Source organism: Martinezella paranaensis, from assembly GCF_014200235.1.
GTDB classification, from domain to species: domain Bacteria; phylum Pseudomonadota; class Alphaproteobacteria; order Rhizobiales; family Rhizobiaceae; genus Rhizobium; species Rhizobium paranaense.
In genome coordinates, this window is record NZ_JACHBI010000001.1 from 62,274 (window position 1) to 86,372 (window position 24,099).

20 protein-coding genes are annotated in these 24,099 nt (G+C 60.7%); 13 read left to right on the forward strand and 7 right to left on the reverse strand.

Annotated elements, in window-relative coordinates; translation table 11 throughout:
- The first annotated feature begins 26 nt into the window (after positions 1-26).
- The 5 genes from GGD50_RS00320 to GGD50_RS00340 all read left to right on the forward strand — a co-directional run bounded on the left by GGD50_RS00320 (position 27) and on the right by GGD50_RS00340 (position 5,567).
- Complete coding sequence (locus GGD50_RS00320; RefSeq protein ID WP_107107058.1) at positions 27-1,043, forward strand: carbohydrate ABC transporter permease; 1,017 nt, start codon at positions 27-29, stop codon at positions 1,041-1,043.
- Position 1,044: 1 nt separating this feature from the next.
- The gene (locus tag GGD50_RS00325; RefSeq protein ID WP_107107059.1) at positions 1,045-2,208 is read left to right on the forward strand and encodes a carbohydrate ABC transporter permease; all 1,164 of its coding nucleotides are present in this window, start codon (positions 1,045-1,047) and stop codon (positions 2,206-2,208) included.
- 36 nt (positions 2,209-2,244) lie between these two features.
- Positions 2,245-3,897: a beta-galactosidase BglA gene (bglA, locus tag GGD50_RS00330; protein ID WP_107107060.1), complete on the forward strand. Its 1,653-nt coding sequence runs from the start codon at positions 2,245-2,247 to the stop codon at positions 3,895-3,897.
- Between the two features lie 24 nt (positions 3,898-3,921).
- Positions 3,922-5,013: an ABC transporter ATP-binding protein gene (locus tag GGD50_RS00335; RefSeq protein ID WP_107107061.1), complete on the forward strand. Its 1,092-nt coding sequence runs from the start codon at positions 3,922-3,924 to the stop codon at positions 5,011-5,013.
- A 140-nt stretch (positions 5,014-5,153) separates the two neighbouring features.
- Positions 5,154-5,567, forward strand: coding sequence for a hypothetical protein (locus GGD50_RS00340; protein ID WP_181316004.1), 414 nt, complete (start codon positions 5,154-5,156; stop codon positions 5,565-5,567).
- Positions 5,568-5,633: 66 nt separating this feature from the next.
- Here GGD50_RS00340 and edd read toward each other — a convergent pair whose 3' ends face one another.
- The 5 genes from edd to GGD50_RS00365 form a co-directional block, all read right to left on the reverse strand.
- A complete protein-coding gene (gene edd, locus GGD50_RS00345) occupies positions 5,634-7,457 on the reverse strand; it encodes a phosphogluconate dehydratase (protein WP_107107063.1) in 1,824 nt (607 codons plus the stop codon).
- A 176-nt stretch (positions 7,458-7,633) separates the two neighbouring features.
- A complete protein-coding gene (pgl, locus tag GGD50_RS00350; protein WP_107107064.1) occupies positions 7,634-8,332 on the reverse strand; it encodes a 6-phosphogluconolactonase in 699 nt (232 codons plus the stop codon).
- A 15-nt stretch (positions 8,333-8,347) separates the two neighbouring features.
- Positions 8,348-9,823: a glucose-6-phosphate dehydrogenase gene (gene zwf / locus GGD50_RS00355; RefSeq protein WP_107107065.1), complete on the reverse strand. Its 1,476-nt coding sequence runs from the start codon at positions 9,821-9,823 to the stop codon at positions 8,348-8,350.
- 130 nt (positions 9,824-9,953) lie between these two features.
- Positions 9,954-11,252, reverse strand: coding sequence for an NAD(P)/FAD-dependent oxidoreductase (locus tag GGD50_RS00360; protein WP_107107066.1), 1,299 nt, complete (start codon positions 11,250-11,252; stop codon positions 9,954-9,956).
- Between the two features lie 10 nt (positions 11,253-11,262).
- Positions 11,263-12,699 (reverse strand): glutamine synthetase family protein, encoded by a 1,437-nt coding sequence (locus GGD50_RS00365; protein WP_107107067.1) that lies wholly within the window; start codon positions 12,697-12,699, stop codon positions 11,263-11,265.
- A gap of 136 nt (positions 12,700-12,835) precedes the next feature.
- Between GGD50_RS00365 and GGD50_RS00370 the strand changes: the two genes are divergently transcribed.
- The 3 genes from GGD50_RS00370 (at position 12,836) to GGD50_RS00380 (ending at position 17,310) form a co-directional block, all read left to right on the forward strand.
- Positions 12,836-14,020 carry a BaiN/RdsA family NAD(P)/FAD-dependent oxidoreductase gene (locus tag GGD50_RS00370; RefSeq protein ID WP_107107068.1) on the forward strand — a complete coding sequence of 395 codons (1,185 nt, stop codon included), beginning with the start codon at positions 12,836-12,838 and terminating at the stop codon, positions 14,018-14,020.
- Between the two features lie 253 nt (positions 14,021-14,273).
- Positions 14,274-14,417: a hypothetical protein gene (locus tag GGD50_RS00375; protein WP_162950124.1), complete on the forward strand. Its 144-nt coding sequence runs from the start codon at positions 14,274-14,276 to the stop codon at positions 14,415-14,417.
- A gap of 355 nt (positions 14,418-14,772) precedes the next feature.
- On the forward strand, positions 14,773-17,310 hold the full coding sequence (locus GGD50_RS00380; protein ID WP_107107069.1) for a methyl-accepting chemotaxis protein: 2,538 nt from the start codon (positions 14,773-14,775) through the stop codon (positions 17,308-17,310).
- Here GGD50_RS00380 and GGD50_RS00385 read toward each other — a convergent pair.
- The gene (locus GGD50_RS00385; protein WP_107107070.1) at positions 17,286-17,540 is read right to left on the reverse strand and encodes a hypothetical protein; all 255 of its coding nucleotides are present in this window, start codon (positions 17,538-17,540) and stop codon (positions 17,286-17,288) included. The genes GGD50_RS00380 and GGD50_RS00385 overlap by 25 nt on opposite strands.
- 88 nt (positions 17,541-17,628) lie before the next feature.
- Between GGD50_RS00385 and GGD50_RS00390 the strand changes: the two genes are divergently transcribed.
- Positions 17,629-18,501, forward strand: coding sequence for a LysR family transcriptional regulator (locus GGD50_RS00390; protein WP_107107071.1), 873 nt, complete (start codon positions 17,629-17,631; stop codon positions 18,499-18,501).
- 55 nt (positions 18,502-18,556) lie between these two features.
- Here the strand turns inward: GGD50_RS00390 and GGD50_RS00395 are convergent, their stop codons facing one another.
- Positions 18,557-19,555, reverse strand: coding sequence for an aldo/keto reductase (locus tag GGD50_RS00395; RefSeq protein ID WP_107107072.1), 999 nt, complete (start codon positions 19,553-19,555; stop codon positions 18,557-18,559).
- A 334-nt stretch (positions 19,556-19,889) separates the two neighbouring features.
- Between GGD50_RS00395 and GGD50_RS00400 the strand changes: the two genes are divergently transcribed.
- The 4 genes from GGD50_RS00400 (at position 19,890) to GGD50_RS00415 (ending at position 24,097) form a co-directional block, all read left to right on the forward strand.
- Positions 19,890-20,975: a polyamine ABC transporter substrate-binding protein gene (locus GGD50_RS00400; protein WP_245407419.1), complete on the forward strand. Its 1,086-nt coding sequence runs from the start codon at positions 19,890-19,892 to the stop codon at positions 20,973-20,975.
- A gap of 246 nt (positions 20,976-21,221) precedes the next feature.
- Positions 21,222-22,364 carry an ABC transporter ATP-binding protein gene (locus tag GGD50_RS00405; protein ID WP_107107233.1) on the forward strand — a complete coding sequence of 381 codons (1,143 nt, stop codon included), beginning with the start codon at positions 21,222-21,224 and terminating at the stop codon, positions 22,362-22,364.
- Between the two features lie 2 nt (positions 22,365-22,366).
- Positions 22,367-23,278, forward strand: a complete 912-nt coding sequence (locus tag GGD50_RS00410; protein ID WP_107107075.1) for an ABC transporter permease subunit — start codon at positions 22,367-22,369, stop codon at positions 23,276-23,278.
- A gap of 3 nt (positions 23,279-23,281) precedes the next feature.
- Positions 23,282-24,097, forward strand: a complete 816-nt coding sequence (locus tag GGD50_RS00415; RefSeq protein WP_107107076.1) for an ABC transporter permease subunit — start codon at positions 23,282-23,284, stop codon at positions 24,095-24,097.
- Positions 24,098-24,099: the final 2 nt, after the last annotated feature.

The following is a 24,099-nucleotide window of genomic DNA, read 5'->3' on the forward strand; positions in this document are numbered from 1 at the left end:
TGCAAGCAATTATTCGGGAGGGAAGGATGATTTCGCAGATACTGACGGCGATTGGAGCCATGATATTCGGCGTTGCCGTTTGCGCCGCCTACTTTCTGTTTTCCAACAAGCTGCTAGACCTGATTTTTCCGGCGAAAGAAGGTGACGATGTTCACCGCGCCGCGGTCAATCTGCGTCGCCGCAGCCTCATCCGCCCCTGGCTTTTCCTCGGACCGGCACTTTTCCTCCTCGCCGTCTACCTGATGTATCCGGTTGTAGCGACGCTCATCCTGTCCTTCTACGGTCCTGACGGCAATCAATTCGTTGGCGGCGCCAATTATGTCTGGGCCTTCAACGACACCGAATTCCGCCAGTCGATCTTCAACAACATCCTCTGGCTCGCCGTCGTGCCGGCGGCTTGCACCTTCTTCGGCCTCGTCATCGCCGTCATGACCGACCGCATCTGGTGGGGTAACATCGCCAAGGCGGTGATCTTCATGCCGATGGCGATCTCCTTTGTCGGCGCATCGGTCATCTGGAAATTCATCTACGAATATCGCGGCGGCAACGACACGCAGATTGGTTTGCTGAATGCCGTCGTGCAGCTCTTCGGCGGTACGCCGGCAGTCTGGATCACCATCCCCTTCTGGAACAATTTCTTCCTGATGGTCATGCTGATCTGGATTCAGACCGGCTTTGCCATGGTCATCCTGTCGGCCGCCCTTCGTGGTATTCCGGAAGAGACGATCGAAGCCGCGGTTATCGACGGCGCTAATGGCTGGCAGATCTTCTGGAAGATCATGGTGCCGCAGGTCTGGGGCACGATCGCGACGGTCTGGACGACCATCACCATCCTCGTCCTCAAGGTGTTCGATATCGTGCTCACCATGACCAACGGTCAGTGGAACACGATGGTCCTTGCAAATCTGATGTTCAACTGGCTGTTCCGCGGCGGCGGCGATTCCGGCCGAAGTGCCGTCATCGCGCTTGTCATCATGGTCGCCGTCACGCCGATCATGATCTGGAACATCCGTCGTGCAAACGCAGAAACGAAGGGTCGCTGATATGCTCGGAAATCTCGGCCGCATCGGCCCCGCCCGCCTCTTCGTCCATTTCGCGGTTGTGCTCATCGTCGTCATCTGGCTGCTGCCGACGCTCGGCATCTTCATCACGGCGCTGCGCGACAAGGATCAGATCGTCGTCTCCGGGTGGTGGACGGCCTTTGCCGGCTCGACGCGGACGACGGCCGTGCGCCTCGCCGGCACCGACAAGGCAACGCAGGACGGTCCCAATTACGTGATCACCGGCAATGTATCCGGCGACGGCAACGGCGGTAATGGCAAGATCCAATCCTTCGGCCTGCGCGTGCAGGACCCGGCAGCCTTCAAGGCGGGTGCGCCTGCCGATATTGGCAATGGCGAGACGCTCACAGTCAATGCCGACGGCCGCTACCGCTATCAGAAGAATGCCGCTTTCGACGCGGATACGCGCGGCAAGCGCATCTATCTGACCATCGCCACCCCGCCGCAATTCACCCTGCAGAATTATCGCACCGTTCTGACGGGCGAGGGCATCGGTCAGTCCTTCATCAACTCGCTGACCGTTACCATTCCGGCGACAATCATCCCGATCCTGATCGCGGCTTTCGCGGCCTATGCGCTTGCCTGGATGGAGTTTCCCGGCCGCGCACTCCTGATCGCGCTGGTCGTCGGCCTCATCGTCGTGCCGCTGCAGATGTCGCTGATCCCGCTGTTGCGCATCTACAATGAGATCGGGCAGATATTCGGCGTGCCGTCGAAGACCTATCCCGGCATCTGGATGGCGCATACCGCCTTCGGCCTGCCGCTCGCCATCTATCTGCTGCGCAATTACATTGCCGGCCTGCCGAAGGAAATCATCGAGTCCGCCCGCGTCGACGGCGCCAGCGACTTCGATATTTTCGTCAAGATCATCCTGCCCTTGTCTTTCCCGGCGCTCGCTTCGTTCGCGATCTTCCAGTTCCTTTGGGTCTGGAACGACCTTCTGATCGCCATGGTGTTCCTCGGCACCGACAAGGATCATCTGGTGCTGACGGCAGCCCTGAACGCTCTGCTCGGCTCGCGCGGCGGCAATTGGGAAATCCTCACGGCCTCCGCCTTCGTCACCATTATTATTCCGCTCCTCGTCTTCTTCGGTCTGCAGCGCTATCTCGTGCGCGGTCTGCTCGCCGGGTCGGTGAAGGGGGGCTGACCGAAGACCTTTCTACTCATACAGGACCTACGCAGAATGAGCATTGCCTCTCAATCGATTTCGACGGTGGACAAAGACTGGTGGCGCGGAGCGGTGATCTATCAGATCTACCCGCGCTCCTATCAGGACTCCAACGGCGATGGCATCGGCGATCTGAAGGGGATCGCCGTCCGCCTGCCACACGTTGCCTCCCTGGGCGTCGACGCGATCTGGATTTCGCCGTTCTTCACCTCCCCCATGCGTGATTTCGGCTATGACGTCTCCAACTATGAGGATGTCGATCCGATCTTCGGTACGCTTGCCGATTTCGATGTGATGGTGGCTGAAGCGCATCGCTTGGGCATCAAGGTGATGATCGATTTGGTGCTGTCGCACAGTTCCGACCGCCATCCCTGGTTTGTCGAAAGCCGGTCGAGCAAGGACAATCTCAAGGCCGACTGGTATGTCTGGGCCGATGCCAAGCCGGACGGCACGCCGCCCAACAACTGGCTGTCGATCTTTGGCGGTTCCGCCTGGGCCTGGGATCCGACCCGCATGCAATATTACATGCATAACTTCCTGATCTCGCAGCCCGACCTCAACCTGCATAATCCCGAGGTTCAGGACCGGCTGCTGGATGTCGTGCGCTTCTGGCTCGATCGCGGCGTCGACGGCTTCCGCCTCGATACCATCAACTTCTATTTCCACGACCGGGAACTGCGCGACAACCCCGCGCTGGAGCCGTCGCGCCGCAATGCTTCCACCGCCCCGGCGGTCAATCCCTATAACTTCCAGGAGCATCTCTACGACAAGAACCGCCCGGAGAACCTGAAGTTCCTGCAGCGTTTCCGCGCCGTGCTCGACGAATATCCGGCGATCGCCGCCGTCGGCGAAGTCGGCGACAGCCAGCGCGGGCTCGAAATCGTCGGCGAATACACCTCCGGCGGCGACAAGATGCACATGTGCTACGCCTTCGAGTTCCTGGCGCCGGACCCGCTGTCGCCGGATCGCGTGGAAGACGTCATGAAGGATTTTGCTGTTGCCGCGCCGGAAGGCTGGGCCTGCTGGGCATTTTCAAACCATGACGTCGTGCGCCATGTCAGCCGCTGGGGCAGCCTGGTTGCCGATCGCGATGCGCTTGCCAAGCAATATGCGGCCCTGATCCTGACACTGCGCGGCTCGGTCTGCCTCTATCAGGGCGAAGAGCTTGGCCTGACGGAAGCCGATCTCGCCTATCAGGATCTGCAGGACCCTTACGGCATCCAGTTCTGGCCGGAATTCAAGGGGCGCGATGGCTGCCGCACGCCGATGGTCTGGGACAGCCAGGTCACCCAGGGTGGTTTCTCGACCGTGAAACCCTGGCTTCCGGTGCCGGTAGAGCATATCCTGCGCGCCGTCAGCGTGCAGAATGGAGATGAGAATTCGGTGCTGGAGCAATATCGCCGCTTCCTCACCTTCCGTAAGCAGCACCCGGCCTTCGCCAAGGGCGAGATTGCGTTTACGGAACCGCAGGGCGACGTGCTGCTTTATACGCGTCACTATGGCAGCGAAACCATTCTCTGCGTGTTCAACATGAGCGCGACGGAGACGACGGCAACCCTGCCCGAGGGGAGTTGGCAGGCACTGGCCGGTCACGGTTTTGCAAGCAATAACTATGGCAACAAGATCGATATTCCGGCTTGGGGCGCTTACTTCGCGCGTCTGGCCTGAGTGTTTGGGAGGAGGAGAGCATAGATGACAGGGCTTGTTCTAAAGGACATCCGAAAATCATACGGGAATGTGCATGTTCTGCATGGCATCGATCTGGATATCCAAGAGGGCGAATTCATCGTCTTCGTCGGCCCGTCCGGATGCGGCAAATCCACATTGCTGCGTATGATCGCCGGGCTTGAGAGCATCACCTCCGGCGACATGCTCATCGCAGGGCAAAAGGTCAACGAGGTGCCGCCGTCAAGACGTGGCATCGCGATGGTCTTCCAGTCCTATGCTCTCTATCCACACATGACGGTCTTCGACAACATGGCTTTCGGCATGCGCATTGCCGGGGAAAGCAAGCAGGAGATCGACCGCCGCGTTCGCGCTGCCGCAGCGAGCCTTCAGCTCACGCAATATCTTGAGCGTCTCCCCAAGGCCCTTTCGGGCGGTCAGCGCCAGCGTGTTGCAATCGGCCGCGCCATCTGCCGCAACCCCAAGGTCTTTCTGTTCGACGAGCCGCTATCGAACCTCGACGCCGCGCTGCGCGTCGCGACACGTATCGAGATCGCCAAACTCAGCGACTCCATGCCCGAGACGACGATGATCTACGTTACCCACGACCAGGTGGAAGCCATGACCTTGGCGGACCGCATCGTCGTCTTGTCGGCCGGTCGCGTGGAGCAGGTGGGCGCGCCGCTCGAACTCTATGAACACCCGGCCAACCTCTTCGTGGCGAAGTTCATCGGCTCGCCGGCCATGAACATCATCCCGGCGACGGTCACCGGAACCGGCGCAACGACGACGGTGACGCTGACGGGCGGCAAGACGGTGATGCTCGACATTGCGACGGCGGCATCCGAGCAAGGCAAGACCGCAAGCTTCGGCGTTCGCCCGGAAGACCTGCGGATCGCGACTGACGAGAACTACCTCTTCGAGGGCGAGGTCTCCATCGTCGAAGCCCTGGGCGAGGTTACGCAACTTTATATCGAGGGCCTGGTGGATGGTGAGCCGATCATCGTCAAGATACCGGGCATCGCAGACGTTAAGCGCGGGCAGAAGATGCGCTTTGCGGCCGATAGGCAGAAGCTGCATCTCTTCGATGCTGATGGCCACACCTATCGTAAGCAATAAGGCATCCTCCCAAGGGTGCGGGAGCGCTAGTCCAAGTGTAGAAATACAATAAAATGCAACTTGGTCTAGCGCTTCCAAACCTTCTGTTAAATACCCGCTGATAGCCTGAGGTTCGTAATATACTTCAGGGATTTACGATAATGGCAGCTTCCGGCACCGCTAACCCAGGCCAACATTTCCTCAACAAGGAAGAGTCCTTCATGTACGACCGCGAGGTGCGGTATCGGATGGAGGACACGATGAACGCCGCGCGGATCGAATATACCGAAAAAGGCGTCATGAACCTGGCGTCGCGCCGCTGCGATATCATCCGCATCTCGCAGAGCAGCGCAGTCCTGGCGATCCTCACACAATATAATCTGCCAAAGCAGTTCTATCTCGACATCCCCGATGCCCGCATCACCAAGGTCGGTTGCATCCTGATGAAGGTTTATCCCAACAACACCATCGAGGTCCGTTTCCTGCGCCTGTTGTCGGAAAAGGAAATGAACAAGATCTTCGTCTACAGCACCCATCCGTCGCATCGCGACCGCGTGCTCGATATCCGCGCTTAATTTCGACCGAAAAAAAGAGCCCGCGCGGCAGATGCTGCGCGGGCTCTTTTTGGGGCTGTTATTGTCTCAATGACGGAACAGGACGCTGGCGCCCTGATCGGCCGGGCCGGCGGCGCGGCGGAAGGGGGCGAAGAGGTCGCGGCCCATGCCGAATTCATTCTCGGAGAGATCGGCAACGACGGGCTCGCGTTCGGCCATGTCGGCGGCGTCGACCAGCACCTCCAGCGTACCGGCAATCGCATCGATGCGGATGATGTCGCCTTCCTTGATGCGGGCAATCGGTCCGCCCTCGACGGCTTCGGGGGTGACGTGAATGGCGGCCGGGACCTTGCCGGACGCGCCGGACATGCGCCCATCGGTCAGCAGCGCCACGCGGAAACCGCGATCCTGCAGCACGCCGAGTGCGGGCGTCAGCTTGTGCAGCTCCGGCATGCCGTTCGCCTTCGGTCCCTGGAAGCGGACGACGGCGACGAAATCGCGGTTCAGCTTACCGTCCTTGAAGGCCTGCTGCATTTCGAGCTGGTCGTGGAAGATGACGGCCGGCGCTTCGACGATATGGCGCTCCGGCTTGACGGCGGAAATCTTGATGACCGCCTTGCCGATATTGCCGCGCAGCATCTTCAGGCCGCCATTGCCCTGGAAGGGCGTCTCGATGCTTGCCAGGACCTTCGGATCGCCACTCTTTTCCGGTGCCGGTTCACGGACGACGCCGCCATCGGCGCCGATCTTCACCTCGATCGAATAGGCGGAAAGCCCCTGGCCGGCGACGGTGCGGACATCGTCGTGCAGCAGCCCCTTCTTCAGAAGCTCCTTGATCAGGAAGCCCATGCCGCCGGCGGCATGGAAGTGGTTCACGTCGGCAAGCCCGTTCGGATAGACGCGGGCGAGCAGGGGGATGATGTCCGAAAGCTCGGAAATGTCCTGCCAGGTCAGCATGATGCCGGCTGCCCGCGCCATGGCGACGAGGTGCATCGTGTGATTGGTCGAGCCGCCAGTCGCATGCAGGCCGACGACGCCGTTGACGATCGAGCGCTCGTCGATCATCTCGCCGGCAGGCGTGAATTCGTTGCCCATGGCGGTAATGGCGAGCGCGCGCTTGGTGGCTTCGCGCGTCAGCGCTTCGCGCAGCGGCGTGCCGGGATTGACGAAGGAGGCGCCAGGCATATGGAAGCCCATGATCTCCATCAGCATCTGGTTGGAATTGGCCGTGCCGTAGAAGGTGCAGGTGCCGGGGCCGTGATAGGACTTCGATTCCGCTTCAAGAAGCTCGGCGCGGCCGACCTTGCCTTCGGCATAGAGCTGGCGCACGCGGGACTTCTCGTCGTTCGGCAGGCCCGAGGTCATCGGCCCGGCCGGAATGAAGACGGCCGGCAGATGGCCGAAGGAGAGAGCGGCGATGACGAGGCCGGGCACGATCTTGTCGCAGACGCCGAGGAAGACGGCCGCATCGAACATATTGTGCGACAGGCCGACACCGGCCGACATGGCGATCAGGTCGCGCGAGAAGAGCGAGAGTTCCATGCCGGGCTGGCCCTGCGTGACGCCGTCGCACATGGCCGGCACGCCGCCGGCAACCTGGGCGATGCCGCCTGCCTCTGCGGCCGCCTCGCGGATGATCGCGGGATAGGTCTCGAAGGGCTGATGCGCCGAGAGCATGTCGTTATAAGACGTGATGATCCCGAGATTGGGCACGCGGTCGCCCGCCAATGCCTCTTTCTCGGTGGGGGAACAGACGGCAAAGCCATGCGCGAGGTTGGCGCAGCCGAGCACGGCGCGCTGTGCGCCCACTGTTGCGGCATTGCGCAGGCGGTCCAGATAGCGCTCGCGTGTTGGCTTCGAGCGCTCGATGATGCGTGTAGTGATCGCGGAAATGCGGGCGTCAGCGGCCATGGTCGATCTGCCTCCGTCTGTTGCGCGGTGCCCTGAAGATCGCTTCGATCTGTCTTGGTGGAGGGCGTGGCGCGAGGTTCAAAAGTCAATGCTTTGCCGGTGCGCCCTTACGGGCACATGGCGCAGCACATGTTGCTGTGTCTTTCAGGGTTCGATGACGAGGCCTGTCGGCCGTATCAGGGAGCCCAATAAATCTCGACCGGAGAGGCAGCCCGGCGCAGAACGGCGCGGATGGGCATCTCGGTCTCTTCGCCCGGCGCTTCCGCTTTGGCGAGAACGCCTTTCTTGCCTTCTCCCTCGATATGGAGCACCAGCAATCTGGCATCCTGAAGGCTGGAGAAGGTGAAGGTCAGCCGGGGTTCGCCGGCTCCTTCGGCTTCCATCGTAATGATGCCGCGCGGGCTCTTCGCATCGAGCGCCGCTACGAGATTGCTCCCGCCCGGAAAAAACGAAGCCGTGTGGCCATCATTGCCCATGCCGAGGATGGCGACGTCAAAGGGAAAGCCGATGCACTTGGTCTTTTCCGTGGCGATGACGGCGGCTTCCTCGACGGAAGGCACGTCCTGGTAAAGCGGAAAGAACTGTGCCGCCGCCGCCTTGTCCTTCAGCAGGTTTTCCTGAACGAGCAGGTGGTTCGAGCGCGGATTGTCAGCCGGCACGAACCGTTCGTCGACAAGGGTAATCGTCACCTTGCTCCAATCGAGCGAACGCGATGACAGCGTTTGAAAGAAGACCTTCGGCGTCGAACCGCCGGAGACCGCAATGCTTGCCGAGCCGCGGGCGGCGATGGCGGCCGAGAGAACCTCGACCACCTTGTCCGCGAGCTTGCCGGCGAGTTCGGCGCCATTGGCGAAAGCATGCATGTTCGCTGTCATCGTCCTCGTCCCAGGTTAGATATCGTCATGCCAGGTGCGGCCGTCACGCTCGATCAGAGCGATGGCCTGGCTCGGACCCCAAGTGCCGGCGGTATAACCCTGCACCGGCTGACTGGTGGCTTCCCAGCCCTTGAGGATCGGATCGACCCATTCCCATGCGGCTTCCACTTCGTCGCGGCGCATGAACAGCGTCTGGTTGGAACGGACGACGTCCATCAGCAGGCGTTCATAGGCGTCCGGGTTACGGACATTGAATGCCGAAGCGAAGCTCATGTCGAGCGAGACATTGCGCAGGCGCATGCCACCCGGACCCGGGTCCTTGATCATCAGCGACTGCTTGACGCCTTCGTCCGGCTGCAGGCGGATGATCAATTGGTTGGCGACGATGCGGCCGGCGGCCTGATCGAAAATGTTGTGCGGGATCGGCTTGAAGGTAATGACGATTTCCGACATGCGGCCAGCAAGACGTTTGCCGGTGCGGATGTAGAAGGGAACGCCGGCCCAGCGCCAGTTGCCGATTTCGGCCTTGATGGCGACGAAGGTTTCGGTGTTGGAAACGCCGCCTTCCAGCTCGTCGAGATAGCCCTTGACTGGGCCGCCTGCCGAAGCGCCGGCGCGATACTGGCCGCGAACCGTCGCCTGCTCGACATTGGAAGCGTCGATCGGCTTCAGGGCGCGCAGAACCTTCAGCTTTTCGTCGCGAACGGCTTCGGAGTCCATCGAGGACGGAATTTCCATCGCGGTCAAGCAGAGGAGCTGCAGGATGTGGTTCTGCACCATGTCGCGCAGCGCGCCGGCCGTGTCGTAGTAGCCGGCGCGCCCTTCGAGGCCGACCGCTTCCGCAACCGTGATCTGCACATGGTCGATGTGGTTGGCGTTCCACAGCGGCTCATAAAGCGCGTTGGCAAAGCGCAGCGCCATCAGGTTTTGCACCGTTTCCTTGCCGAGATAGTGGTCGATGCGGAAGATCTGCTCTTCCCTGAAGACCTTGCCGATCGTGTCGTTGAGCTGCAGGGCGGAAGCGAGATCGCGACCGATCGGCTTTTCGACGACGATGCGGGTCTGCTTGGTGATTAGCTTGTGCTCGTGAATCTTCTGCGAGATGTCGCCGAAAATGCCGGGAGCGACGGCGAGATAGAAAGCGCGGACGCGGTCCTTGCTTTCGTCCAGAAGCTTCTTGAGATGATCCCAGCCAGCATCGCTGCGCGCATCGACCGGCACGTAGAACAGGCGCGCGCAGAATTTCTTCACTTCCGCATCGTCGTATTCACCCTTTTTCAGGTGCTCTTTCAGCGCCGCTTCGGCGAATTTGCGGTATTCTTCATGCGACAGCGCGCTGCGCGATGCGCCGATGATACGAGTCGGCTCGGAAAACTGGCCTTCGATTTGACGGTGATAAAGGGCAGGCAGGAGTTTGCGCTCAGCAAGATCGCCGCTGCCGCCGAAAACGACATAGTCAAATGGTTCAACGGGAATGATTTGGCTGCTCATGAGGGATCTCTCAATCGGTCTTGGTTGAGGCCCCTTTTAATCTAATCGATTTAAAAAGGCCAGTGTGCATCGCAAAATTCAGACTCGGCTTTTTAGAGCGGATTGCCGAAAGAGGAAATCCGCTCCGGATCTAAAACCTGTCGCGCAACGCAAACCACGAGAGCGCCAGGAACAGGAGAGGCGCCCGCATGCGGGCACCGCCGGGAAAGGGCGGGATGTTCAACGCCTTGAAAAGCGCAAGGTCGTCGGCGTTCCCGAGAACCGTTTTCGCATAGAGTTTACCGCAATAATTTGACAGCATGACTCCGTGTCCGGAATAGCCGCCGATGGACGTGACGCCTGGCATGACGTCGCGCACGAAAGGCTGGCGCGGCATGGTGATGCCGACAGATCCGCCCCAGGCATGGGTGATGTTGATATTGCCGAGGGCAGGGTAGATTTCGGCGATCTGGCGGCGGATGTGCTGCGTTATGTCGCGCGGGTTATCTGCGGTATAGGCCTCGCGCCCGCCGAACAGCAGACGCCCATCCTTCGACTTGCGGAAATAACGCACCACGAATCGCGAATCCGCCACTGCTTCGCCGCCGGGCAGGACATCGGGAAATTTGTCGAGCGGCTCGGTAGCGCCGATGAAAGAGCGAATCGGCATCACATGGCTTGCGGTCACCGGCTCCAGATTGCCGATATAGCCGTTGCAGGCAATCAGCACGCGGTCGGCGGTGATCGTGCCGCTGTCGGTCTCGATCAGCGTCTTGCCGCCGGATTGCCGGATCGCCTTCGCCGGCGTCATTTCGAAGAGCGAAGCACCGGCGGCCTGCGCTACCCGCGCGAGGCCGATCAGAAGCTTCAGCGGATGGATATGGCCCGTGCCCATATCCCTGACGCCATAGAGATAGAGCTTTGAGCCGAGCCGCTCCTGGGTTTCGGCCTGATCCATGAAGCTCACATGCGGATAGCCATAGCGCGTCGCGGCGATTTCGGCGTTCTCCATATAGGCGCGCTTGTAGCTCCGCTTGTGGGTGACATTCATCTGGCCGGGCATGAAGTCGATGTCGATGCCCTGCTCGGCGGCAAAGTCGAGAAGATGGCGCTTGGCGTCCTCGGCAAGATCGAACAGTGCCTTTGAACGCTCGTAGCCGATCTTCTCTTCGAGCTCCTCGGGCCAGGAGCGTTGGCCGGTGCCGAGCTGGCCGCCATTGCGGCCGGATGCGCCGTCGCCGAAGCGGTTGGCATCGATCAGCACCACATCGACGCCGCCCTTGGCAAGATTGTAGGCTGCCTGCAGGCCGGTGTAGCCGCCGCCGATGATCGCAACGTCTGCGCGCCGGGAGCCGTCGAGCTTTGGATAGGCCGGGCGAGGGCCGACGGTTGCCTGATACCAGGAAAGCCCAGGCGCTATCGGGCTCTGCCACGCTTCCTGCAATGTCATGGGCGCCCCCTCACACGTTCAGCAGAAGGAATTCACGCTCCCAGGGGCTGATCACCTGCATGAAGGTTTCGAATTCGCCGCGTTTGACGCCGACATAGAGGTCGATGAAGTCCTTGCCCAGCACCTCTTCGAAAGCTGGTTCGTCCTCCAGCAGTGCGATGGCCTCCAGAAGTCCGCGCGGCAGGTCGATCGAACCCTCATTGGCGGAATCTTCGGTCGGTGCGGTCGGCTCCACCTTCTTCATGATGCCGAGCAAGCCGGAGGCGAGCGAGGCCGCGAGCGCCAGATAGGGATTGGCGTCCGAGCTCGGCAACCGGTTCTCGACGCGGCGGGCCTGCGGATCGGAGACCGGCACGCGGAACGCCGTTGTGCGGTTGTCGTAGCCCCAGGCGTTGTTGACTGGGCAGGACATGTTGGGCGCCAGGCGTCGATAGGAGTTCACATAGGGCGCAAGCATCGCCAGCGCATTCGGCACGTAGCGCTGCATGCCGCCGATGAAGTGGAAGAATTCCGGCGAAGGACTGCCGTCCGGATTGGTGAAAACATTCTTGCCGGTCACGATATCGACCACGGATTGGTGGATATGCATCGCCGAGCCCGGCTGGCTCTGGATCGGCTTGGCCATGAAGGTGGCATAGATGCCGTGCTTCATCGCCGCTTCGCGAATGGTGCGCTTGAACATGAACACCTGGTCGGCAAGCTCGATCGGATCGCCATGACGCAGGTTGATTTCGAGCTGTGCCGGACCCTCTTCATGGATCAGCGTATCGATCTCCAGGCCCTGCTTCTCCGAGAAGTGATAGATGTCGTCGATCAATTCGTCGAATTCGTTGATGCCAGCGATCGAATAACCCTGGCCGCCGAGGATCGAGCGGCCCGAACGGCCCTTCGGCGGATGCAGCGGATAGTCCGGATCGTCGTTCTTGGCGACGAGGTAGAATTCGATTTCCGGCGCCACGACCGGCTTCCAGCCACGCTCGCGGTAGAGGCTCATGATGCGCTTCAATACATTGCGCGGTGTGTAGGAGACTTCCTCGCCATCGGAATTGACGATATCGCAGATCACCTGCGCCGTCGGATCGCTCTCCCAGGGCACCACCGAGAGCGTCGAAAGATCGGGCACCAGCTTCAGGTCGCTGTCGCGCGGCTCATAGCGGAAGCTTTCGGTCTCCTCGGGATATTCGCCCGAAATCGTGTGGCGATAGATCGCCGAGGGCAGGGCCAGCGAGGTGTTGGAGGTGAATTTCGAGGTGGGCATCATCTTGCCGCGCGGCACGCCCGCAAGGTCCGGCGTAATGCACTCTATGTCTTCGATCCCGCGTGCCCGCAGCCATTGAGCCGCTTCCTTCCAATTTGCAACGCCGCGCGCCGATCGTAAGCTGGGGGGAACTGTTGCGACTTTCGAGACCTGCAAGGAAGCTTTCAGCGGGGTCTTTTTCGCGGCCATAAAACACCGTATTTGCGTTGATCGGTGATTGCATCATAACGGCAGTTTGCCAATTGGCGAGGGGGAAACCGCTCGGACTTTCGCCATATGATGGAAAAGCGATGATGCGGCGCAGCAATGGGTAAAGGAATGAAACGTGGCCGGCAGATATGATGTTATCGTCCTCGGCGCAGGTGCCGCGGGCATGATGTGCGCCATTCGCGCCGGCCAGCGCGGGCGCTCTGTCGCGGTGCTCGACCACGCCGCAGCGCCGGGCGAGAAGATCCGGATTTCCGGCGGCGGCCGCTGCAATTTCACCAATATCCATGCTGGCCCGAAGAACTTCCTCTCGGCCAATCCGCATTTTGCCAAATCGGCATTGGCGCGCTTCACGCCAAGGGATTTCCTCGCCATGGTCGAAAGCCATGGCATCGCCTGGCACGAGAAGACGCTCGGGCAACTCTTCTGCGACAACAGCGCCAAAGACATCATCCGCATGCTGATCGACGAGATGCGGGCGGCCGGCGTGGAGTTACGGCTGCGCACCGATTTCGGTGCCATCGAACCGATCGCCGGCGGGGGCTACCGGATCGCCACATCGGAGGGTGCTTTGGAGGCAAGCTCTCTGGTCATCGCCACCGGCGGCAAGTCGATCCCGAAAATGGGCGCCACCGGCTTTGCCTATCGCATCGCCGAACAGTTCGGCCTGCCGCTTGTCGAGACCCGCCCCGGCCTCGTGCCGCTGACCCTCGATCCCCAGCTTCTTCAGCGCCTGGCACCGCTTGCCGGCATTGCCGCGCCTGCCGAAATCCGCCATGGCAAGACCGCATTCCGCGAAGCCCTGCTTTTCACCCATCGCGGCTTGAGCGGCCCGGCAATCCTGCAGATCTCCTCTTACTGGCGGGAAGGGGATGAGATCACCGTCGCGATCGAGCCCGAAATCGACATTTTCATCACCCTGAAAACAGCTCGCCAAGCCAACGGCCGGCAATCGGCGCAGACGGCTTTGGCGGAGATATTGCCGAAGCGGCTGGCGCAGCATTTCGCGGAGGGAGAGGGCATGTCGGGCAATATGGCCGATCAACCCGACAGGCGCCTGCAGCAGCTTGCCGCCGCGGTCCAGGCCTGGCCGGTCAAGCCGTCGGGTTCCGAAGGGTATCGGACAGCAGAAGTCACGCTTGGCGGCGTCGATACGGCTTGCCTCGATTCAAAGACGATGCAGGTAAAAACCATCCCCGGCCTCTTTTTCATCGGCGAATGTGTCGACGTCACCGGTTGGCTCGGCGGTTATAATTTTCAGTGGGCTTGGGCCTCGGGCCATGTCGCCGGCGAGGCAGCTTGAAGCGCTCGCTTTGACTTCGTCCAACGCCACACGCGGCCGCGTAACGGAAGCATCTTCGTTGAGGTGCTACTGAAGTAGAACTGCCGGGCAAGGAATCCTACACCTTTCGGACAAATATTCGCTGGGTGCGACAATTGCGGCTAGGCTCTGGTTCCGGCATTTTCCTTTCCTACATCTTTATTGTCCACATTGGCAGTTGCCGGAACGACCTTTTGCCGGTTATCGTGTCAGTGCGAAAATGGGATTTAGGCTCATGAATAGAACACAACGTCGCGCTCGCGCTATTGCAATTGCTCAAACCCGTGACAATGCCAAGTTGGTGGCCATCCGGCTGCTGATGCTGGCGACCGGCGCCACGGCTGCCTGCATTGCTTACCTCGCGGTGCGCAGCTTCTGACATCATCGGCCTGATCGGCTTCGGCCGCCGCCTTCCCGGCGGCCGTCATGTGTGCATACGCCCGACATCCTCTCGGCTGAGGCCTCGCATCCCTGCATTTCAAGGCTTTCTGTCGCTATCAAACGCCCTGTCGCTCATTGGCACGCCGCCTTATCCGAAAATTAATTAATCGAACTCACAATCCCCGAAGATTTTCTGGGGCGTGCTTCTACAACGTAGAGCCGAAGCAATGATTGCCTCCCGACATGGTTGGGACCCCGTCTGCGAAAAATTTTAAGATTGATGGTTGTGTATCCGGTCAGCGCCGTGGCGGCGTCGGCAGGGTGAGTGCGGCGTATGAGAGGCCAGAGGCACCATGTTCATTGACAAGATCCTGTCCCGTTTCAAGATCAAGACGAAGGTTCTGATCTTCGTCCTGCCTTTCGTCATCAGCATTTCCGCCGTAGGCCTCACCGGGCTCTACGCTTCCGGCCTGCTGCAGGGGCGCATGGAAATTTCCAACAGCGTGCTGCAATCGCTGACGGGCTTCAAGAACCTCTACGGTTCGATGGATGACTTCCTGCGCATTACCAACGAACAGCAACGCGACAAGCTCTATCAGGATATCAAGTCGCAGCAGGGCGTTCTGAACGCAACGATGGCCCAGCTCGGCAAGGAAGCGGAGGGCCGCGACAATCTGATGGACGCGACGACCAAGACCGCCGACACCTCGAACGTGGTCGCCAAGCTCTGGACATTGCACGAGCAGGAAGTCGCCTTTCGCAAGGTGATCGAAGACGCGCAGAGGGCGCTGATCAGCGCCCGTTTCAATGTCGACTACGATGGTCAGCAGTTGGAAGACCAGATGCGCAAGGATGAGGCCGACGCGACCGCGACGTTGCGCGCCGCCGACCGCCTGCTGAAGGGGGGCGATTCGCTCGTCTCCGTCGCCGAAGATTTCAACAAGGCCGCAACGCCTGCCGACAAGGTCAAGCTGCTCAAGGACCGATTGCCTGACCTCAACAAGGCGCTACGCGCGATCGATCTCGCTGTGCCGCAGAACCAGAAAAGCGTCGTGCAGTCGCTGGCTGGCACCATCAAGGATCTGACGCCTTTCGCCGAAAGCGCCGATGCTCCGACGGACGATACCATCACCTCGATCGGTCGATTGCTTTCTCGCTTCCGGCAGATGTCTACCTATACGCAGCTCACGGCGACGCAGATGATGCGCCAGGCGACCACGACCTTCGTTCAACTGGATGCTCGTGTCGTCCAGACCAATTCCATTCTGCAGGACACCCGCCGTCTCGAAGCTTCGATCTATTCGCTGCAGCTCGTGCTTGCCGACTTCACCACCAATACTAACAAGGACAATCTCGTTCGTCTGCGTCAGGAAGTCTCCAAGCTTGGCGGCGACATGGATACCCTGAACCAGAGCGCCAAGAACATGGATTTTGCCGGCGATATCGACAAGGCCATCCGTCCGGCGATCAAGTCGATGGATGATGCCGGTGGCAAGCTGGTCGATACCATCGCGCAGCGCATCACCGAATATGCCAGCGCCCGCCAGCAGCTCGATCAGGTCTGGGGTCAGCTCACCGCCTTTGCCGAAACCCAGAAGCAAAGCGCCGGCACGGAGCGCGACCAGGCGAACTACATCTCGATCCTCGCTACCACGCTCGGCATTATCCTCTCGGTCGCCGGCGGCATCGCCCTGGTCCTGACCCTGCAGCGTCCGATCGGTCAGATCACCGCCGCCATGCGCCGCATTGCCGACGGCATGCTGGAAACCGCGATCTCCGGCGAGCAGCGTTACGACGAAATCGGCGACATGGCCCGCGCGCTCGGTATCTTCAAGGAAAACGCGCTCTCGAAGATCCGCATCGAAGAACAGAGCGACGAGGAACGAACCGCCGCCGAGCACGAGCGCCAGCGCAACGATGCCGAAAAGCGCGAGCTCGACCGCCAGATCGACTTCGCCGTCAGCGAGCTTGCCGCCGGCCTCGAGCGCCTGGCTCAGGGCGATATCTCTTCGAGCATCGAAACGCCCTTCATCGGCCGCCTCGAACAGCTCCGCCAGGATTTCAACAGCTCGCTCTCGCGTCTGCAGCAGACGCTCAGCCAGGTGCGCGACAATGTCGAGATGATCCAGAGCAACGGCAGCCAGATGGCAGCCTCGGCCGAGGACCTGTCGAAGCGCACCGAGCAGCAGGCGGCCGCGTTGGAAGAAACCGCCGCCGCTGTGGATGAGATCACCGTCACCGTCCGCTCCTCCGCCGAGCGCGCCAAGGAAGCGGATGCGATCGTGCGCGAAGCCAAGCGCAGCGCCGACGACAGCTCCGTCGTCGTCGGTAACGCTATCGACGCCATGGGGCGTATCGAAGATGCTTCACGCCAGATCGAGCAGATCATCGGCGTCATCGACGAGATCGCCTTCCAGACCAACCTGCTGGCCTTGAATGCCGGTATCGAAGCTGCCCGCGCGGGCGAAGCCGGCAAGGGCTTCGCGGTCGTGGCCATGGAGGTGCGCGAACTTGCGCAACGCTCAGCCGCTGCGGCGCAGGAGATCAAGGGGCTGATCAACAAATCGACCCACGAGGTCAATTCCGGCTCGCAGTTCGTGCAGGAGGCGGGCTCCGTGCTCGCCCAGATCAGCGGCCAGATCGTCACCATCAGCCAGCATGTGGAAATGATCGCGCGCGCCAGCCACGACCAGGCAAGCGCGCTGCAGGGGGTCAACTCATCCGTCAACCAGATGGATCAGATGACACAGAAGAATGCGGCCATGGTCGAAGAAACCACGGCGGCCAGCCGCGAACTGGCCTCCGAAGCGGACGCGCTGCTCTATCTCATCCAGCAGTTCAAGATCGAAGGCGGGCAGGGCGTGGGCTATATGCGAGCAGAAGCCGCCTGACCGCAGCAATCGTCACCATCACAGGCGGACCGGCCGATATCAGGCCGGTCCGCCTTTTTCGTTTTGAACCATGCATAGCCGGCATCGAGAGCGTTCGCGAACCAGGTAAATAGCGCCCAGGGGTCGCGGCCATATTCCTGATAGAAAGCGTCCTCGTTGCGGCGCCATTGCGCCTGGCGGGCGTCGTTCTCCAGTTGGATAATTCTAGCTAAGGCGATGCAATCGATCATGGGAAGTCTCCATATTGGGAGGCATCCCTTCAATTACACAGAGGAATTTTCTTTATAAACGACCATTTTCCCCTTATATTTTTCAGTTATGAAAAATGCTCTTTGGGATTCCTATCAACTTTTCCTCGATGTCGCCCGCGGCGGCGGGCTGACGGGCGCTGCATCTTCAAGCGGGTTGAGCCCGGCAACGATCGGCCGGCGCATGCTGGACCTGGAGAGCCAGATCGGGCGTTCGCTCTTCCAGCGCAGCCAGACGGGCTATGTGCTGACCGGCGACGGCCAGGAGCTGTTCGATCAACTGCTGGAGATGGAAGCGGCTGCGCGTAAGATCGAGAGCTGGCAGCGCGACGCCCAGGGTGCGGCAATCGTCCGGATCGCGGCGGGCACCTGGGTCGGCTGGCTGCTCAGCCAGAACATGCCATCGATCTGCTCCGAACGCGACGGCTTCCGCATCGATCTGAATCTCGCCGAACGCCGTGCCAGCCTTGCCCATCGCGAAAGCGATATCGGCATCCGCGCCTTCGAGCCGGAGGAGACCAATCTGGCGGCCGTCAAGACCGGCGATGTCGCCTATGCGGCCTATCAAGCCCGCAACATGCGTTTCGCCGGGCCGAGACGCTGGATCGCAGTCGCGGAAGAGGATGCGATCTCCGCCTACCTGCGCTGGCCGCATCAGAACCAGCGCGAGGCGATCGCGGTGACCGTTAACCGGCCACGCTCCCTCTACGATCTCGTGCTTGCGGGAGCGGGCATCGCCGTTCTCCCTTGCTTCGTTGGCGATCTGGAGCCGCGGCTGGAGCGGGTCGGCGAGGAAGTTGCGTCGCTTCGTCACGGGCAGTGGATCGTCATGAACGATGCCGACCGCCATCGCCGCGAAATCCGCACCGTGGTCGATCGCATGACGCGACTGCTGAAGAGCCATGCTGATCTCTTCGCCGGCAACCGGCCTACCTATATATGAAAACCGGCGGCCATGGTCGCCGCCGGTATCTTGATCCCGGATAACGGACCAATGTTCAGCGAGCCGCGTCGCCCCAGCGATATTCCACCGTCGCGTCGTCCAGCTTTGCCTTCAGCGCCGGATCGAGCTTGAGGTCGATGGCGGCAAGCGTGTCGGTCAACTGGTCCGGGCGGCTGGCGCCGATGATGGCGGAGGTGATCACCGGATTGGCGGCCACCCAGGCGACGGCAAGCTGGGTGAGCGAATGGCCGGCTTCATCGGCGATGCCGCGCAGTTTCTCAATGGTCTCGAATTCGCGTTGGTGCCAGTAGCGCTGCAGATAGTTGGCGCCGGCACTGCGCAATTGCGAGCTGAACCGGCCTTCCGTCGGCGCGACGTCATGCCTGTGTTTGCCAGTCAAAAGGCCGCCTGCGATCGGATTGTAGGGAATGACGGCGATGCGCTGTTCCTCCACGAGCGGCAACAGCTCGCGCTCGATCTGGCGGAACAGCAGATTGTAGCGCGGCTGCACGGAGACGAAGCGGGCGGTGTGCAGGACATCGGCGCGGCCGAGTGCGAGCGCCAGCCGGTAGGCAAGGAAATTCGAGACACCGACATAGCGGGCCTTACCCGAACGCACGATGACGTCGAGCGCCTCCAACGTTTCGTCGATCGGTGTTTCGCGGTCGTCGGAATGGAGCTGATAAAGGTCGACGTAATCGGTGCCGAGACGCCGCAGCGACGCATCGATGGCGTCGAGCAGGTGCTTGCGCGATGCGCCCTGGTCCCAGGGAGAGGGACCGACCTTACCAACCGCTTTGGTGGCGACGATGAAGTGGTCGCGCTTGCCCTTCAACCAGCGGCCAAGGATCTCCTCGGTGCGGCCGGCAAGCTGTTCGCCGCCGCCGAGCGGATAGACGTCGGCCGTATCGATGAAGTTGACGCCGGCATCGGTCGCCTTGTCGAGAATGGCATGCGCGATGTCTTCCTGCTCGATCTGCAGGCCGAAGGTCATGGTGCCCAGGCACAGGCGGGAGACGCTGAGACCGGTATTGCCGAATTTTTGATACTGCATGATGGAAACCCTTGGACACGCGGGTTGATTTTGCCCTTGGGGCAGGGCGGCGAAATAGGCGGGAGGCTATTTGTAGGATGAGACGGCCCGATGTTAGCAAAGCTCATCCCGGCATTCACGCGGGAAGCGGGTCTTGCGTTCACAATCACGTGCGCTCCGCATATTGCCGTTTCCGCGGGTGTCGCCTGCCGATTTTCGGCAAATCCGCCAAAGCTCATACTGCCTTGCTTTTCCCCCTTGTGGCCTTCGGAATTCCTTTCTAGTCTGACGGGAAAAACAGAGGGTTGGGTATCGCCGGGATGCCCTTGAACAAACAGGAGAGACCATGAAGTCCATGTTCGCACGGCTGGCAGCAACGGCTTTTGCCGCCGTTTCGCTGGTGACGGCAGCTCAGGCCGAAGACAAGGTCGTCAATATCTACAACTGGTCGGATTACATCGATGATTCGATCCTGGCCGATTTCACCAAGGAAACCGGCATCAAGGTCGTCTACGACACGTTCGATTCCAACGAGACGCTGGAGACCAAGCTCCTTGCTGGCAAGACCGGCTACGACATCGTCGTGCCGACGGCGGACTTCATGCAACGCCAGATCAAGGCAGGCGTGTTCCAAAAGCTCGACAAGTCGAAGCTGCCAAACATTTCCAACATGTGGGACATGGTGATGAAGCGCATCTCCACCTATGATCCCGGCAACCAATATGCCGTCGACTACATGTGGGGCACCAACGGCGTCGGCTACAATGTCGACAAGGTGAAGCAGATCCTCGGCACCGACGACAAGCCGACCCTCGACGTGATCTTCGACCCGAAGGTCGCTGCCAAGTTCAAGGATTGCGGCATTTACATGCTTGACGCGCCGAAGGATGTCATCCCGACGGCGCTGGCCTATCTCGGCCTCGACCCGAACTCGACCAAGCCTGAGGATTTCAAGAAGGCGGAAGCGCTCCTGACGTCGATCCGGCCCTTCATCCGCAAGTTCCATTCGTCCGAATACATCAATGCGCTCGCCAACGGCGATATCTGCCTCGCCTTCGGTTATTCCGGCGACATATTGCAGGCGCGCAACCGCGCCGAAGAGGCGAAGAACGGCGTCCATGTCGACTATTCGATCCCAGCACAGGCGCAGATGTGGTTCGACGTCATGGCGATCCCGGCCGATGCACCGCATGTGGCCGAGGCGCATGCGTTCCTGAACTACATCATGAAGCCGGAAGTCATCGCCAAGGCCAGCAACTTTGTCGCCTACGCGAATGGCAACAAGGCTTCGCAGCAGTTCGTGAACAAGGAAATCCTTGAGGATCCGGCAGTTTATCCGACCGATGAGATCATGAAGCACCTGTTCACGGTGACGCCGTGGGATCCGAAAACGCAGCGCCTGGCGACGCGCTTGTGGACCAAGGTCGTGACCGGTCAGTAAGTCAGACAAAGGCCCGGACGGAAACGCCCGGGCCTTTCCTTGGAGCAATTCCAGGAAAAGTGCGAAGCGGTTTTCCGTCCGGAATGCGCAAAAACAAGGATAGAGCGGGAAAGCGATTCCGTGAAACGCTTTGCCGCTCTAGTGCAATGGTGATCCAGGGCGCGCAGTTCTGGATGGAATAATATGAAATCTGAAGCGCTACCGGATGGGGAAAAGCCGGAGCGGCATTCATTTCGGGGATAGATGATGAAGTCTCTCGGCAATATCCGGCGTTCCTTCGCTCCTTGGGCCGATCCTTCGGCAAAGCCTTATATTTCCTTCAAGAACGTCACCAAGAAGTTCGGCGATTTCACCGCCGTCGACAATCTTTCCCTGGATATCTACAACCGCGAATTCTTCGCCCTGCTCGGCGCATCCGGCTGCGGCAAGTCCACGCTGCTGCGCATGCTGGCCGGCTTCGAGCAGCCGACGACGGGCGAGATCGTGCTGGACGGCCAGAACCTTGCTGGCACGCCACCCTATCGCCGTCCCGTCAACATGATGTTCCAATCCTATGCGCTTTTCCCGCACATGACGGTGGAAAAGAACATCGCCTTCGGGCTGCGCCAGGACGGCATGCCGAAAGCGGAGATCGCCGAACGCGTCGCGCAGATGCTGAAGCTCGTGAAGCTGGAGCAATTTGCCAAGCGCAAGCCGAACCAGCTCTCCGGCGGCCAGCGCCAGCGCGTGGCGCTCGCCCGCTCGATCGCCAAACGGCCGAAGGTGCTGCTGCTCGACGAGCCGCTCGGCGCGCTCGACAAGAAGCTGCGCGAGGAAACCCAGTTCGAGCTGATGGACCTGCAGCAGAGCCTTGGCCTCACCTTCGTCGTCGTGACGCACGACCAGGAGGAGGCGATGACCATGGCTGACCGCATCGCGGTTATGAGCCATGGCAGGGTCGTGCAGGTGGCGACGCCGGCGGAGATCTATGAGGCTCCGAATTCCCGCTTCGTCGCCGACTTCATCGGTGACGTGAACATTCTCGATGGCAATGTCACGCGCGCAAATAGCGGCACGGTCGAGATCGCCGTCGACAATGGCTTCACCTTGCGCACGGCAACCGGCGAAATGCCCACCGAAGGCAGCCGTGCGGGCTTCGCCATTCGGCCGGAAAAGCTACGTGTCACGCCGCGGCCGCCCGCCAACGCCTCGGTCAATGCCGCAGAGGGCGAGATCTGGGATATTGCCTATCTCGGCGACATGACGGTGCTCCACGTCAAGCTGAAGAGCGGGCAGGTCGTGAAGGCCTCGTCGCTGAATGCGGTACGCGCTGTCGAGGAGCCTTTCGCCTACGATCAGGACGTCTGGGTCTCCTTCGATGAAAATGCCGGCGTGCTGCTGAAGGATTGATCATGAGGACGCTCGGCTCATCCATCTACCAGCGCCTCGTCATCATCGTTCCTTATGCCTGGCTGCTGATCTTCTTTCTCGCGCCCTTCCTGATCGTCTTCCGCATTTCGCTGTCGACGAAGGCGCTCTCGGTTCCGCCCTATGATCCGGCTTTCAATTGGTCGGACAGTTTCAGCGATTGGTGGGACAAGCTGCAGAGCATGTCCTTCGACAACTACACCTGGCTGGCCGGCGATCCGCTCTATTTCAACGCCTATGTCCAGAGCCTGAAGATTTCAGGCATATCGACGATCCTGACGCTGATCATCGCCTATCCCATTGCCTACGGCATGGCGCAGGCGCCGCGCAGCATTCGCCCGACGCTGCTGATGCTGGTCATCCTGCCGTTCTGGACGAGCTTCCTGATCCGCGTCTATTCCTGGATGTCGATCCTGAGCACGACGGGCTTGCTCAATCAATTGCTGATGGCGCTTGGCATCATCCACGAGCCGCTGGTGATCCTGAACACCAATACCGCCGTCTATATCGGCATGGTCTATTCCTATCTGCCTTTCATGGTGCTGCCGCTCTATTCCTCGCTGGAAAAGATGGACGGCACCCTGATCGAGGCGGCGCAGGATCTCGGCTGCACGCCGATCGGCGCCTTCTGGCGCGTGACCTTCCCGCTGTCGATCCCCGGCGTCATCGCCGGCTGCATGCTGGTTTTCATCCCTGCGGTCGGCGAGTTCGTTATCCCCGATCTGCTCGGCGGTTCCGAAACGTTGATGATCGGCAAGGTGTTGTGGAGCGAGTTCTACGGCAATACCGACTGGCCGCTGGCGTCGGCAGTGGCGACCATCCTGCTGCTCGTGCTGGTCGTGCCCATCGTCTTCTTCCAGCATATACAGGCGAAAGCCGATGAGAAGGGGAGGTAAGCCATGACCCGCTGGTCCCGCTTCAACATCGTATCCGTGACACTCGGTCTCGCCTTCCTGTATTTGCCGATCCTGCTGTTGGTCATCTATTCCTTCAACGCCTCGCGGCTGGTCACGGTCTGGGGCGGCTTCTCGACGCAATGGTACGGCCATCTGCTTCGAAACAACGACATGCTCAACGCCGCCTGGCTGACGGTGCGCATCGCCCTGTTTTCGGCGACGATCGCCACCGTCCTCGGCACGCTCGCGGCGCTGACGCTGGTGCGCTACACGCGCTTTAACGGCCGCATCCTGTTTTCCGGCATGATCTACGCTCCGCTGGTCATGCCTGATGTCATCACCGGCCTGTCGCTGTTGCTGCTCTTCGTCACCGCCGGCCTCGATCGCGGCTTCTGGACGATCGTCATGGCGCATACGACGCTGACCATGTGCTTCGTCGCGGTCGTCGTGCAGTCCAGGCTTCTGAGCTTCGACCGCTCGATCGAGGAGGCAGCGCTCGATCTCGGCGCGCCGCCGGTGCGCACCTTTTTCGAGATTACGCTGCCGATCATCGCGCCGGCCGTGTTTTCCGGATGGGTGCTAGCGCTGACGCTGTCGCTGGATGACCTGGTGATTGCCACATTTGCTTCGGGGGCCGGCGCCAAGACTTTGCCGATGTTGATCTACAGCCAGGTGAAGCTCGGCGTGACGCCTGAGATCAACGCCATCTGCACCATCCTGATCGGTGTCGTCACCGTCGGCGTCATCTGCGCCTCGATCGTGACCAAGCGTCGCGAAGTACAGCGCCAGAGGGACGAGCAGGCGGCCGCCGCGGCATAGGG

What these genes read in the sequence shown, in the direction of transcription:
- GGD50_RS00335 (WP_107107061.1), top strand. Translation starts at nt 3,922, where the DNA reads ATGACAGGGCTTGTTCTAAAGGACATCCGAAAATCATACGGGAATGTG.
- GGD50_RS00360 (WP_107107066.1), bottom strand. Translation starts at nt 11,252, where the DNA reads ATGACATTGCAGGAAGCGTGGCAGAGCCCGATAGCGCCTGGGCTTTCC.
- edd (WP_107107063.1), bottom strand. Translation starts at nt 7,457, where the DNA reads ATGGCCGCTGACGCCCGCATTTCCGCGATCACTACACGCATCATCGAG.
- bglA (WP_107107060.1), top strand. Translation starts at nt 2,245, where the DNA reads ATGAGCATTGCCTCTCAATCGATTTCGACGGTGGACAAAGACTGGTGG.
- GGD50_RS00410 (WP_107107075.1), top strand. Translation starts at nt 22,367, where the DNA reads ATGAGGACGCTCGGCTCATCCATCTACCAGCGCCTCGTCATCATCGTT.
- GGD50_RS00415 (WP_107107076.1), top strand. Translation starts at nt 23,282, where the DNA reads ATGACCCGCTGGTCCCGCTTCAACATCGTATCCGTGACACTCGGTCTC.
- GGD50_RS00320 (WP_107107058.1), top strand. Translation starts at nt 27, where the DNA reads ATGATTTCGCAGATACTGACGGCGATTGGAGCCATGATATTCGGCGTT.
- GGD50_RS00325 (WP_107107059.1), top strand. Translation starts at nt 1,045, where the DNA reads ATGCTCGGAAATCTCGGCCGCATCGGCCCCGCCCGCCTCTTCGTCCAT.
- GGD50_RS00395 (WP_107107072.1), bottom strand. Translation starts at nt 19,555, where the DNA reads ATGCAGTATCAAAAATTCGGCAATACCGGTCTCAGCGTCTCCCGCCTG.
- GGD50_RS00365 (WP_107107067.1), bottom strand. Translation starts at nt 12,699, where the DNA reads ATGGCCGCGAAAAAGACCCCGCTGAAAGCTTCCTTGCAGGTCTCGAAA.
- zwf (WP_107107065.1), bottom strand. Translation starts at nt 9,823, where the DNA reads ATGAGCAGCCAAATCATTCCCGTTGAACCATTTGACTATGTCGTTTTC.
- GGD50_RS00405 (WP_107107233.1), top strand. Translation starts at nt 21,222, where the DNA reads ATGAAGTCTCTCGGCAATATCCGGCGTTCCTTCGCTCCTTGGGCCGAT.
- GGD50_RS00390 (WP_107107071.1), top strand. Translation starts at nt 17,629, where the DNA reads ATGAAAAATGCTCTTTGGGATTCCTATCAACTTTTCCTCGATGTCGCC.
- GGD50_RS00375 (WP_162950124.1), top strand. Translation starts at nt 14,274, where the DNA reads ATGAATAGAACACAACGTCGCGCTCGCGCTATTGCAATTGCTCAAACC.
- GGD50_RS00400 (WP_245407419.1), top strand. Translation starts at nt 19,890, where the DNA reads ATGTTCGCACGGCTGGCAGCAACGGCTTTTGCCGCCGTTTCGCTGGTG.
- pgl (WP_107107064.1), bottom strand. Translation starts at nt 8,332, where the DNA reads ATGACAGCGAACATGCATGCTTTCGCCAATGGCGCCGAACTCGCCGGC.
- GGD50_RS00340 (WP_181316004.1), top strand. Translation starts at nt 5,154, where the DNA reads ATGGCAGCTTCCGGCACCGCTAACCCAGGCCAACATTTCCTCAACAAG.
- GGD50_RS00380 (WP_107107069.1), top strand. Translation starts at nt 14,773, where the DNA reads ATGTTCATTGACAAGATCCTGTCCCGTTTCAAGATCAAGACGAAGGTT.
- GGD50_RS00385 (WP_107107070.1), bottom strand. Translation starts at nt 17,540, where the DNA reads ATGATCGATTGCATCGCCTTAGCTAGAATTATCCAACTGGAGAACGAC.